A 13,458-nucleotide genomic window follows, 5' to 3' on the forward strand; every position below is an offset into this window, starting at 1 on the left:
TAGAATAATTAGTTTAATGCTTAAAAATTAAATTTCAGAAACTATGTTAATAATTGAATGTCCAATTTTACGCCTTCGTTCTTGTCATAGGAGTCATCTATAAGGACAGAGCCTTCAACGTCAAAGTGATTCAATGACTCTTTTATCAAACCAATTGCAAAATAAGTTAGACCTCTTGAAGATTTGTAAATGAGGGTTAGCTTATTATCAGTTCTATTTTTAACTTTAAATGTGGGTAGATCGGCATCATTATATATTTTTTTAACCTCAATATGAATATGATTTTCAATGCCTGCAAGAAAATCTAGGGGCTTAGAATAATTTTTAGTAATATATGAATGTTTACCTATCAGATATGGGAAGACAAATCTTCCAAATTGCTCTAAAATCACAACGTCTTTTATCTCCGTTTGCTTTGAAAAATATGTTAAAAGCACAACTAATTCATTATAGTCATAGCTATTAAATGCACTATAAACTCCACCTGATGCTAAATTGGTGTTCGATATCATGTCATCTACCATTTCTAGTCCATGAGATTTTTCGACAAAATCTAAAAAATTCGTAAATATAAATCCCTTCATAAAATTTTATTTAATCATTAAAGTGATGTCTTCCAAATGATGCTTTCCAATAATCTAAAATTAATAGGATATTATTATTGTATTTTTCAAAGTCAACTTCTTTTATAAAATAACCAGATACCCCTAAACGTTCACATTTTTCATAGTCGTCAATATTATTAGACGTCGTAAGAATAATAACAGGAATGCATTTTAGTTTATCATCATTTTTGATGATAGACAGAAGTTCTATGCCATTCATTATTGGCATATTTAAATCGAGTAAAATAAAATTAGGTAAATTTGACTTGGTATTGGTTAATAGGTCTAGACCTATTTTGCCATTTACAGCGACCTCAATTTCCAAATCTGAATGTTTAGAAATTATTTTTTTTAAACCGATAACAGCTATTTTGTTATCTTCAACAATGAGCACTTTCATGGATATTCAATTAAAGAATTAATAAGACTAGGGATACTCATTGTACTGATAGTGCTGTTGTTTTTGTTAAAAAGTAAGGATTAGAGATGACGTAAGATTTTTCAGCATATTTTTTAAGTTACAATAATTAATGTATTTATAGCCATTCTGTAATTATTTATTTTAAAGTATATTTGCTTAAGCGTGTTAAATATCTAATAATCAATATATTATAAAAACATCTAAAATAGGGGTCAACTTAAATAATACAGGTTTATTAAGATTAATTGCTTTTTAGCTATAGATTGAGACAAAAGTTTAGTCTTATATAAGACCATTTTGTCTTTTTTAGTTTGTTTAGAGGTTATAATAGAAACGTAATGAGAGTTTTGTCTCAAAATAAAATTTATAAATTTTTATCATGATGGTTTTATAGCATCGTCTAAAAGTTGCTATCAGTTTTAGCTGACATATTAAATCCTTCTACAATAAAGTTGTAATGTTATTTCTGTTTATCATTTTCTATTTTAGCTTTAAAAGCAGAAATCTGAATATCACCAAAATACTGATTAAAAAATGTTATTCAATCAATACTAGATAGTTCACTTATAGAGTCTTAAACCTGCTTTGTAATTACGACTTTATAGTAGGATTTTGAATTTTACGCCTCATAGTATTTCTTGAGTGGTCTAAGTATATGTTTCATGGGTTCTTCTTTATTGAGCACTTTAGTGATTTGCATTGACTCTTTTAAGTCAATCTTCATCGCCTGTTTCGAATAGAAAGAGTAGTCACTGCTATGAGAAATAGAAATGGTGCTCTAATTAAAAAAATTATTTCACGAATTGAGATAATAAATGTCTTACTTCATCTGTGTTTTTGATATAAAACTTAGCGCTAGTTTTTTTAAAGCCAACTTTAATAGTATAGGCAGACTTTGGTAATTCTTGAAACATATATTCATCAGTCCAATCATCGCCTATACAAAACATAAAATCATAATTTGTAGTATTAAGTAGTCTGGAAGACGCTCGGCCTTTATTCACACTGCTAGATTTAATTTCAATGACTTTATTCCCTTTTAAAACAGATAGATCATGATTAGAAATTAAACTTGTTAATACAGTATCAATTTCTATGGTTCTAATTTGAGCAAGTTCTGGGTCTGCTTTTCTGTAATGCCACGCCAAAGAGTACCTCTTTTCTTCAATAAAAGTTCCAGGAGTTCTGTCAACAAACGTCTCTAAAATAGGTTTAATGTGTTCCATCCAACCATTTTTAACACGTTCTAAAGCTTCCCAATCTTCGTTAGGTATTTTTAGCCAAACACCATGATCGGTGATAAGCTTATACTCTTTATGGGCAAACCATGATGTGAATGTTTCTCTATCTCGACCGCTAATTAGAACGACATCGTTTTTATCGTCAGATTGAAGGGTGTCTAACAATGCATATAAGTGTTTATCTGGACTTGCCTCTTTAGGATTGTCCTTAAAGTTCACCAATGTGCCATCATAATCCAATAAAAACAAACGACGCTTAGCTGTATCGAATTTTGAAATCATTTTTTCTTGAATTTCGAAGTTCATGCGTTTCGCAATAATAACTGCACCTAGGTTTTTAGTGGCGAAAAGTGATTTCATAAACTCTTCGGCCCACTTTTCAACAGTATAACGTTTTAAACGTTTTTGAAGAATTTCCATTCTTGAACGCTGTTCTTTTAATGGCATCTCCAAAGCTTGTTTTAGCGTATCTGCTATTTGCTCAAAATTATTAGGATTTATAAGCATGGCTTCATTCATTTCTTTTGAAGCACCTGCCATTTCACTTAAAATTAATACACCATCTTGTTCGGTTCTTGTGGCCACATATTCTTTTGCGACAAGATTCATACCATCTCTTACCGGTGTTATCATTGCAATATGTGATGAGGTATAAAGATCTATAAGGTTTTCGAAAGGCATTGAGCGATAAAAATACCAAATTGGAGTCCAGCTTACAGTTGAAAATTGACCGTTTACACGACCTACAAGTTCATCGGTTTCACGTTTAAGTAATTGATATTGAGGCACATTTGATCTTGATGGAACTGCTAACATAATTAGGCGAACTTTTTCTTTATACTCAGGATATTTATTAAGAAAATATTCAAAAGCACGAATCCGGTTTGGGATGCCTTTTGTGTAATCCATACGATCAATAGATAAAATCATTCGTGCATCTTTGCTCGACTGAATATGGTCATCTAATCGTTTTTGAAGTTCAGATTTTTCTTCTTTTTTTTGTTTTAGAGCAGATTGATGAAATTTATTATAATCAATTCCCATAGGAAACGAGTCTACTTTCACAACTCGATCATCATAAGTAATTTCATTAAAGTTAACATCCAATCTCAAAATTCGTTTTACTGAGCTTAAAAAGTGACGTTGATAGTCGTATGTGTGAAAACCGATTAAATCAGCGCCCAACATGCCATGAAGTAATTCTTCGCGCCAAGGAAATGTTCTAAATATTTCATAGGAAGGGTATGGGATGTGTAAAAAGAAACCAACGGTCGTATTGGGTTTTTTGTCTTTAATAAGTTTTGGGACTAATAATAATTGATAATCATGAACCCAAACCGTATCTCCATCTTCTACATGCTCTAAAACTGCATCAGCAAACTTTTGATTAACCGCTTTATAAGAGTCCCAATACGTATTTTCAAACTCAGTATATTCCATGAAATAATGAAATAAAGGCCATAGCGTTCGATTGCTAAATCCATAATAGAAATTTTCAAGATCGTTTTGTGTGAGTGATACGGTGTCACATTTTTCCTTTTTAATAAGCGCTTTTACTTGTTTTGATAAGTCACTATTTAGCTCTTCTTCTGTTAGGCCAGACCAGCCAATCCAAAGGCTGTTTCCTTCTTGATGTATAGTTTTTAATCCGGTGGCTAATCCACCAACACTGGGTTTAACTTGCAGTTGATTGTTATCGATTTTTATTTGTAGTGGCAATCTGTTTGAAACAATTATTGTTTTATTCATCCTAAATATTTTGATTATCGATAGCTTTTTTATTATTTTTATTTAAACTGTATTGTAAACACTTAATATAAAAAAAAAGATTTGAATAATAACTTAGACTACGGAATAATAGGCAATTGTAGAAGCGCAGCATTAATTTCAAAAACAGGATCGCTCGATTGGTGCTGTTTACCTGAGTTTGATTCCTCATCAGTTTTTGCAAAATTATTAGATGATAATATTGGTGGAAGTTTTGAATTTTTAGTCTCAACAGAGTATGCCGTCTCCCAAGCCTATGTGGATAACACCTGCATCTTAGTAACGCAATTTTATTCCGAAGAAAACACTTTTGAAGTCCATGATTTTATGCCACGCTATAAAAAGGAAAATGGCGATTATTACGCGCCTCCAGAAGTGATTAGATATATTAAGCATATTAAGGGTCAGCCTAAATTTAAAGTTAAATACAACCCAAAACTTGAATATGCTTTGGGTAAAACCAATACTTATATTAAGGATGATTTCATCGTAAGTCTTACGGAAAAGGAGAAATTTGATTCGCTTTTTTTGTATACTAATTTTGATAAGAATGCTGTCGTTCACGGTAAAGAAATTACTTTGAAAACCGATGGCTATTTTCAGGTTGGTTACAACGAAAAACTACTTACGTCTACAGCTACAAAAGTGTGCATAGAGTTAGATCGTACCAAAGCGTATTGGCTTGATTGGATGGAACGCACACCTACTTATAAATCTTATAATGCTGAGATTTCTAGAAGTGCGATGACCTTAAAACTGCTTAGTTATGAGAAAACAGGCGCTGTTTTAGCTGCAGTTACGACCTCTTTACCAGAAACTATTGGAGAGGTCCGTAATTGGGATTATCGTTTTTGTTGGATTAGAGATGCCTCTATGGTGATAAAAGTAGTGTCTTATTTAGGGCATAAACGTATGGCTAAACGCTATTTGAGTTTTATAATTAATTTGATTCCTGATAAGGATGAGAATCTCCAAATTATGTACGGTATTAATGGTGAAAAGCAATTGACAGAGTTACAACTAGACCATCTTAAAGGGTATATGAACTCTAAACCGGTACGCATAGGTAATGCTGCTTTTTCACAACGTCAAAATGATATCTACGGTATTTTAATGGATGTCATCCATCAGCAATTAGTTAAATTTAATACAGATATAGAGAATGGAGAGGAACTTTGGTCTATAACAAAAGGTATTGTTTGGGTTGTTAATAAACATTGGCAAGAACCAGATAAAGGAATTTGGGAGTTTAGAACAGAAGATAGGCACTTTACGTTTTCAAAAGTACTATGTTGGGTAGCCATTGATAAAGCGATTAAGGTTGCCAAAATTTTAGGTAAAGATCATAAACTTAAAAAATGGTTGCCTCTAGAGAAACAAATTAAGGAAGATATCATGAGCAATGCATGGAATGATGATGCAAAGGCCTTCACGCAGAGTTATGGCTCAACAGATTTAGATACCTCAGTATTACTTATGGAACCTTATGGCTTTATCTTAGCAAAAGACCCAAAGTATATAAGTACTGTAAAAGCAATAGAGCATGAGTTAAGTAATGATGGACTCCTGTATAGATATAAAAACAAGGATGATTTTGGACTGCCGTCCTCATCTTTTACTATTTGTACGTTTTGGTTTATTAATAGTTTATACAAAATTGGTGAAGAGCAGAAGGCTAAAAAATTATTTGATCAATTATTATCATATAGCAATCACTTAGGATTGTTTAGTGAAGATATTGATTTTAAGACCAAACGGTTATTAGGTAATTTTCCTCAAGCATATTCGCACCTAGCGCTTATTGAAACGGCAATAAACTTGTCAAAAATAACCAAAGAGGAAAAAGTAAAATAGGACATGCATTGACCATTAGAAATTCTATTAATGAAAATGCCTAAATAGGTTAGAATTTTATTTAAGACGACTTTTTATAATTGAATTTTACTATTTCTACTTCACCATTATCATTTTTGATATCTACGTACACATTCATTTCGTTATCGCTTACTTTTTCAAAACTCATACCTTCAAAAATAACTTGAGTTGGTGTTATCTTAATTAAAGGAAAATCTACAGTTTCATTTTTAGTTTCCCAACCTTTTAAATCATTATCAAAATGTTTTAGCTGAAGGACTAGTGAATTTTCAATTTCTCGTATAATTTCAATTTCATAAAACGAGACTTCACCCTTATTGATAAGTTTGAAGGTCGCCATCATAGAGCCTCCAGAAGGTTCACTCCAATTTTCTTCGGTTTGACCACCAAATGCTTCACCTTTCCAATTGCCCGATATCCATTTGATGTTTTCTAGTTTTGGAGCAAGCGTATCTTTTATTTGCATGCCTTTTTCAGCTTGAGCAGATACAGTTAAACTGAATAAAAAAAGGAGTATTTGTTTCATTTATGACTTAAGATTTTTTTTGTTAGTACACTATTATGTTAATATATAAACAATGTGGTATAAACCTGTTATAAACAAAATAATAAGTCCAATAGCTAAAAAGCTGATAGCACGCTTTACATTTCTAAATTTCCAATCCGCTATTTTTGATATAATAAAGATTTGTTCGCCTAGTTGACCAAATAGTGCTTCTTCATCTTTACTCATCGCTAAAAACGTTTTTGAAAATTCCTTAATATCACCAAACTTTGAAATCACATCCTTAAAGAAAAACATATTTTTGGAGAACTTACCTTCAATCCTTGGAATAAAACAACGTACACAAAAAAAGATAGAAGCCACAGTGCAAACAGCCCACAAACCAAGAAGTATAAATAGAAAAATATCACTGCTCAATGTATCTGAGAAGTTCTTTGTGCCTTGATAAATAAAATTCAGCAAAATACCATAAAAAGATAGGATTAAACCTGCTTTAAGTTCGGATGCTTTAATGAGGCTGGTTAAATAACTGATGGTTCCCCAATAATGATCGATTAAATCGTCAGTGTGTTTGTTTTTATTTATGTTTTGTTCTTCCATTATTGGTGATTTAACTTATTCTATGACTTGATAAATGGTAAGCGGATTTGCTTTATTCTTTACATTGATACTTCCTACTTTTTCACATTTAAAGGATTCTTTTACTTTTTGGTAGCACTCTTCAGAAATAATAATCTGGTTTTCTTTTGCTGCATCCTGTAATCGAGCAGCAGTATTTACGGTATCTCCAATAACCGTATAATCTAAACGTTTAAGACTTAAAGACCCAATATTACCCGAAATCATCTCACCACTTTTGATACCAATAGATACTTTAGGCTTATAGTCTAGATTGCCTTCTAGAGCAGGAAGATTATTTATTTTTTCACATACAGCAAGCGAGGCGTCAATGGCGCGATCTAAATGATATTCCCCTTTAAAAACAGCCATAATGGCATCGCCAATAAACTTATCGATGTAACCTTTGTGCTGCATTATTTCCTTAACCATTTCATCAAAATAAGAATTTATAAGTGTAACAACCGTATCTGCTTTTGCATTTTCACTGATTTTCGTAAAACCGCAAATATCAATAAATATGACCGTAGCCTCAATGGTTTCGTTTGCCATTATGGTAGATTCATATTCGCGATTGCTCATAAAATTAAGTACATTTTCGTCCACATACATTTTCAAGATGTTATTCTCCTTTATGGCTTGTAAAGTCTCTTTAATATGCTTCGCATGTTTTATAGTTTTTTCCATTGTAAGGGTTAAATCCTCAAAATTGATGGGCTTAGTTATAAAATCGTAGGCACCACGATTCATAGCTGTTCTAATGTTTGCCATATCTCCATAAGCAGAAACAATAACAGATTTAATTAACGGACATGTTTCGTGAAGCTTCGATAAAAGCGTTAGGCCATCCATTTCTGGCATATTGATGTCACTCAGCACAATATCAACGTCTGGATCTTCCAATAATTTTTCTAAGGCATGACGACCATTTTCTGCAAACAGAAACTCGTATTCTTTATCTCGAATTTTCTTTCGGAACTTTTGTTTTATCAAAACTTCTAAATCCGCTTCATCATCAACTACTAATATTTTTGCCATTATATTTTTTGGATTAATTTTTCTTTTAATAATTTAAAATCTACAGGTTTTGTCAAAAAATCGTCTGCGCCAAGTGCTTTAGCAGTATTAAAATTTTCGTCATCCCCATAAGCGGTTATCATCATGACCACAGGTGGAGGTGCCACATAGTCTTTTTTGATGGTTTTTAATAATTCGAGACCACTCATACCTGGCATATTTATGTCTGAGAGAATAAGAACCGCTTCATGAGCAATGTTTTCAAGAGTTTTTAAAGCTTCCTCACCAGAGAAGGCAAATACAAAATCAAGTTCTCCATTTCTTATTTCTTTTCTAAAACGTTGTAAAAAAAGTGTTTTTACATCTTGCTCGTCATCTACTACTAATATTTTCATATCAATTTTTTTTTATTTTTTATTTTGGAATATTGATGGTAAAGGTTGTGCCTTCTCCTTCTTTACTTTCTACTTTTAGTTCGCCTCCATGCGATTTAACAATATCATAACTCATAGATAATCCTAATCCTGTTCCTTCTCCTGAAGCTTTGGTTGTGAAAAAGGGTTGAAATATTTTATCCAATATATCTTTAGGGATACCAGAACCGTTGTCTTTTACTGTAATAAAAACTTGATCTCCTAATTGCTTTGTACTTAACCAGATTATTGGAGTTTTATCAGGTTCTTTATCAGGTTCTTTATTTGGAGTATTTACTTTAGGAGATATAGCATGTAAAGCATTAGTAATTAAATTAAGTATTACTCTACCAATATCTTGCGCTACTACATTTATTTTACCAAGGGATTCATCAAAATCTGTGTTTAGTGTGGCATTAAAAGTTTTGTCTTTTGCACGAAGTCCGTGATATGCCAAACGTAAATACTCGTCAGCAATCGCATTGATGTTTGTGGGTTCCTTTTCCCCGCTTGTGTTTCTGCTATGTTTTAACATTCCTTTTACGATGGAATCTGCTCGTTTGCCATGGTGGTTTATTTTTTTCTGATTTTCCTTAATATCGTTAGAAATCGCTATCACTTCGTCATAATTACCAGTTTTCAGTTCGTCCTGCATCTCATCAATTAATTCTACGTTTACTTCAGAAAAATTATTGACAAAGTTTAGCGGGTTTTGTATTTCGTGAGCAATACCAGCAGTAAGTTCACCTAAGCTTGCCATTTTTTCAGATTGAATGAGTTGAGATTGCGTTGCTTTTAACTGCAGAATGGCTGTTTCCAATTCTTTGTTTTTTTTAACCAAATCTGAAGTCCGTTCGGTAACAATCTTTTCTAATTCAATTGTTTTTTGTTTCCACTGATCAACACCAAAAGTATCCGTTTCGCTTTCAACCTGTTCGGGTTTTGAGCCATGCCAATGCACTATGAACCATGTATCATCTTGAAATTCTAATACGACTGTAAATCGTAATTCCATTTTTATACGCTCACCATCAACGTCCATTTTAACTATTATATCATCCGAAAATACTGCTGAATTTCCGTCTTTTGAAACACGATGTACGATTGGTACAATATTCCATTTCATATTTAAATCTTTGCATTGCTCTCGTTGCCTTTCAATTATGGTATAGAATTGTGATTTTGAAAACACATGCTCATCTACAGCTGTACCAAAACCAGTTATATCATCTAATAGTATAGCATCTAAAGTCTTTAAGGGAATGATTTCGCTTGTGGCAACTTCAAAAAATTTCTGATAGGTGTCTTCAAGAAGTTTTCGTTTTAATGTCGTCATAATCTTTATTCGTTAGGTAATTCAATAATAAACGTTGTGCCTTGTCCTTCTTTGGTTTCCACTTTCAATTCTCCTTCGTGCGCTTTTATAATATCATAACTCATAGATAATCCTAAACCTGTACCTTTTCCTGTTGGTTTGGTCGTGAAAAAGGGTTGGAATATTTTATCTATAATATGTTTTGGTATGCCATTGCCATTATCTTTTACTTGAATAACAACTTTGTTTTTCAATTTTTTAGTACTCACGGAAACTGTTGGTTTATAATTATTTTTCAAAGCGTTAGCGTCAGAAGATTTCTCATCAACCACATAAAAGGCATTGGTGAACAAGTTAAGTATTACTCTACCAATATCTTGCGGAATCACATTTATTTTCCCAATAGATTCATCAAAATCTGTTTCTAAATTTGCGTTAAAAGATTTGTCTTTTGCTCGCAATCCATGATAGGCGAGTCTTAAATATTCATCTGCTAATCTATTGATATCGGTTGGCTCCTTTTCTACAGAACTGGAACGACTATGTTGCAACATCCCTTTCACAATCCCATCAGCACGTTTACCATGATGATTTATTTTCTCAAGATTCTGTTTAATATCTGCTGAAATAGCTTTTGCTTCTTCGATATCTCCTTTATCTAACTCCTCATTCATTTCATCAATAAGTTCATTACTTACTTCGGAAAAGTTATTTACAAAGTTTAACGGATTCTGAATTTCGTGGGCGATGCCAGCTGTTAATTCTCCGAGCGAAGCCATCTTTTCAGATTGAATTAATTGGGATTGCGTGGCATTTAATTGGTCAATTTTATTTTTTAACTGATTGGTTCTAGATATGACACGCTCCTCTAAAATCTTATTTTCTCTTTTTAATTTTTGTGCTCTAAAAATGATGTAGCCTCTTAAAAGCAGCACTATTGTAAGGCCAAAAATTATGTAGGCCCACCAAGTTTGCCACCATGGTGGAGCAATCTGAAATTTAAGTGCAGCCGGAACAGACCATTCCTTATTACTATTTCGTGTAGCCACTTTAAATGTATAGGCACCAGGTTTTAAATTATAGTAGTTCTTTGATTTTTTTGTACCCTCGTCATAACTCCAATCATCATCTTCACCTTCTAGAAGGTAGCGATAGCTTAATTGATTTCTATTAAATAAATCTCCGCTCGCATAACCAAACCTTAACATGTTTTGATTATTTGATAGTACGAGTCCCTCTGGCATAGCATATGGGAATGTGATAGCATCCCATTTCATTTCAGTCCTGGAGGCATAAGAGGATGCTTGAATATTTAGGGAATCATTACTAGTTTGTGTATCAAAACCAGGCGCTTCATCCATGACAAACATATTTGTTATCAAAGCACTACTTATATTGGGCTCTGGTTGCGGTGCTTCATCAATAATTAAGAGATTAAATTTACTTTCATTTTTAGTGACACCTGCCCAAAACTGACCGTTTTTTAAAAATGTTGGAGAGCCTTGTAAATAATCGTTACCCTTAAAACCTAAACCGCTATTGAAATTATAGAAGCCCTTACTACTAGTTTTAGCTGTAGATTTATCGATAGCGATAAGCCCATTTAAACTGGCGATATACATAGTATCTTCATTATCTGTAAGTCCAAAAATTACGGGAGGTACCAAACCATTTTCCTCTTTTAGATTCGTAAGTGTGTTGTCTTCCAGATTTAAAATAGCAATACCATTTTTGGTTGCGACCCATAATTCTCCTTCTTTTGATAGTACAGCTACAGTTCCATCGTTTTCACAAAGGCCTTGTTCTTCGGTCAGATAACTAATAGTATTTGTTTTTATATTTACCTTTATCAATCCATTATGGGATGGGATCCATAGGATATCATCAGCATAAACTACTTCGCCAGTTAGCTGCCTAATATTTTTTTTATAATCTATATTTAGTAATGATTTTTTTAGAATATTATTTTTTATATCATATAAAAACAAACCAATTCTGGAGGTTAACAAAAGAGTATGGGCATTAACTGCCGCATAGCCTGAAAAATAAATAGGGGATTCTGGATTACTGGCATATTTGGTAAGTGTGTTTTCTTGCCGATCAATAATAGAAAAGCCTAAACCTGCTGATATTAAGTATTTATCCTTTGAAATCTCTATAATTTCTCCAATAGTGTTTTTGAATTCTGTATCATGCAGCATATCATGACTTAATGCTATGATAGATTTTTTCTTTGGATTAATTATATTAATACCACCAGCAGTTCCCAACCATATCTCTCCATTAGTGCTTTCTTCTATTTCCCAAACTTGGTCATTAATTAAGCCTCTAGATTTATCAAAATATTCAGTTTTTAAGGTGAAATCATTCGCTATGATCACGCCTTTATCTCTGGTAGGGAACCACAATGAACCATCTTTTCTTTTAAAAGGTTGTCTTATCCAAGACGGTTCACTTGTAAGTTCAATAGTTTTATAGGCAGTTGCTTCCTTGTTTAAGACAGAGATCCCTTTTTCACCAAATATCCAAAGTTTTCCCTGCTGATCTTCAACCATTACGAATGCTCGATCCTCTAAGATATTTTCATCATCGAGTTCCTGTATTGTTTGTGCCCTGAGCGATAACTTCAAAAGGTGAGGATAATCATTTCCTTCATGATATTGAAACATCCATAAATTACCAGATTGATCTTCTATGGTATGGAGACTGAACCCATTTAGTTCATAATCCGTGTTTCCTACAAGTTTTTTTATTTCTGTTCTTTGTTCATTTATGACTGCAATATGAACCTTAAAACTAATCCATAGGTTGTAATTACTATCTTCAAAGACACTTATTGCTAGATCGCTACCCTCATTCGCTAATACTTGCAAGCTTGTCATTTCTGGATCCATTTTGTACAAACCGCGATTTTCAGTAGCCATATAAATAGTGCCTATGTGGTCGCAAATAACGATTGTTCCGCTAATTTCATCAGTTTGGAGGTTAGTGCTAATGGTATATTCGATATCATTTTTAAAATCCAATACCCAGATCAGACTATTTTTTGAATTCAACACCCATAGTTTGCCTTGTTTATCAAAAGTCATATTTACAACACCGGAGTAATCATAACTAAAGGCATTTTCACCGTCATATCTCAATAGGGGAGATTCCCATGACCCTATCCAGAGAGCACCATCTTCCGTTTCTAAAAAGGAGGTTGTATTATTACTGTCCAATCCTTCATTTTGGGATAGTTGCAGGAGATTAACAGTAGTGTTTTCCAACACTGATGGAGGTTTCATTTTAGTAATTGTAGGCTTCTTTATCTTAGCTTTTGTGACCGTAAATGGTACAGCATCAAATTTCAATTTTTCGGTAGGGAAATTGTCCCAATCCAGGTCATATTCCTTCATTGGGGACTTTAGTGGTTTGAAGGTGTTTAATTCAAACGGTTTGCTAGGTACATCATCCAGATTCAATGCATAGGTGACAGGAGTTGTTAGCGTATCTGAGGTTATGATTTCCCATTCAAAAGATTCTGGGTCTGTAAATTGTAAAGGAATGGTTTCAGGTGTCTTAAAATTGCCAATAGTGGTCTCTGTTTCTGAGGTACTGGTTTTTTGACAAGACATTATAACTAGGCCAAATAAGAAGCTTGTAAGAAGGATACGGTATGTCATTAAAGTGTGTTTTTAT

General features: G+C 32.9%; 10 protein-coding genes. 1 reads left to right on the forward strand and 9 read right to left on the reverse strand.

Going from position 1 to position 13,458, the window contains the following annotated elements; genetic code table 11:
• Positions 1-41: 41 nt before the first annotated feature.
• The 3 genes from H593_RS0116045 to H593_RS0116055 form a co-directional block, all read right to left on the reverse strand.
• Positions 42-584, reverse strand: coding sequence for a heme NO-binding domain-containing protein (locus tag H593_RS0116045; RefSeq protein ID WP_028873351.1), 543 nt, complete (start codon positions 582-584; stop codon positions 42-44).
• 10 nt (positions 585-594) lie between these two features.
• A complete protein-coding gene (locus tag H593_RS0116050; RefSeq protein ID WP_028873352.1) occupies positions 595-1,005 on the reverse strand; it encodes a response regulator in 411 nt (136 codons plus the stop codon).
• Between the two features lie 812 nt (positions 1,006-1,817).
• Positions 1,818-4,016, reverse strand: a complete 2,199-nt coding sequence (locus H593_RS0116055; protein ID WP_028873353.1) for a bifunctional alpha,alpha-trehalose-phosphate synthase (UDP-forming)/trehalose-phosphatase — start codon at positions 4,014-4,016, stop codon at positions 1,818-1,820.
• Positions 4,017-4,097: 81 nt separating this feature from the next.
• Here H593_RS0116055 and H593_RS0116060 point away from each other — a divergent pair, with 81 nt between their 5' ends.
• Positions 4,098-5,888 carry a glycoside hydrolase family 15 protein gene (locus tag H593_RS0116060; RefSeq protein WP_028873354.1) on the forward strand — a complete coding sequence of 597 codons (1,791 nt, stop codon included), beginning with the start codon at positions 4,098-4,100 and terminating at the stop codon, positions 5,886-5,888.
• A gap of 61 nt (positions 5,889-5,949) precedes the next feature.
• Here H593_RS0116060 and H593_RS0116065 read toward each other — a convergent pair whose 3' ends face one another.
• The 6 genes from H593_RS0116065 to H593_RS20885 are packed head-to-tail and all read right to left on the reverse strand — an operon-like array spanning position 5,950 to position 13,442.
• Positions 5,950-6,435: a DUF6265 family protein gene (locus H593_RS0116065; RefSeq protein ID WP_028873355.1), complete on the reverse strand. Its 486-nt coding sequence runs from the start codon at positions 6,433-6,435 to the stop codon at positions 5,950-5,952.
• A gap of 33 nt (positions 6,436-6,468) precedes the next feature.
• Positions 6,469-7,014 carry a Pycsar system effector family protein gene (locus H593_RS0116070; RefSeq protein ID WP_028873356.1) on the reverse strand — a complete coding sequence of 182 codons (546 nt, stop codon included), beginning with the start codon at positions 7,012-7,014 and terminating at the stop codon, positions 6,469-6,471.
• A gap of 15 nt (positions 7,015-7,029) precedes the next feature.
• Complete coding sequence (locus tag H593_RS0116075) at positions 7,030-8,070, reverse strand: adenylate/guanylate cyclase domain-containing protein (protein WP_028873357.1); 1,041 nt, start codon at positions 8,068-8,070, stop codon at positions 7,030-7,032.
• The gene (locus tag H593_RS0116080) at positions 8,070-8,444 is read right to left on the reverse strand and encodes a response regulator (RefSeq protein ID WP_028873358.1); all 375 of its coding nucleotides are present in this window, start codon (positions 8,442-8,444) and stop codon (positions 8,070-8,072) included. Before H593_RS0116080 ends, H593_RS0116075 begins: the two co-directional genes overlap by 1 nt.
• A 19-nt stretch (positions 8,445-8,463) precedes the next feature.
• Positions 8,464-9,798: an ATP-binding protein gene (locus H593_RS19545; protein WP_051229787.1), complete on the reverse strand. Its 1,335-nt coding sequence runs from the start codon at positions 9,796-9,798 to the stop codon at positions 8,464-8,466.
• 5 nt (positions 9,799-9,803) lie between these two features.
• Positions 9,804-13,442, reverse strand: coding sequence for a sensor histidine kinase (locus tag H593_RS20885; protein WP_157588915.1), 3,639 nt, complete (start codon positions 13,440-13,442; stop codon positions 9,804-9,806).
• Positions 13,443-13,458 lie beyond the last annotated feature (16 nt).

It is taken from the genome of Psychroserpens burtonensis DSM 12212, assembly GCF_000425305.1.
GTDB classification, from domain to species: domain Bacteria; phylum Bacteroidota; class Bacteroidia; order Flavobacteriales; family Flavobacteriaceae; genus Psychroserpens; species Psychroserpens burtonensis.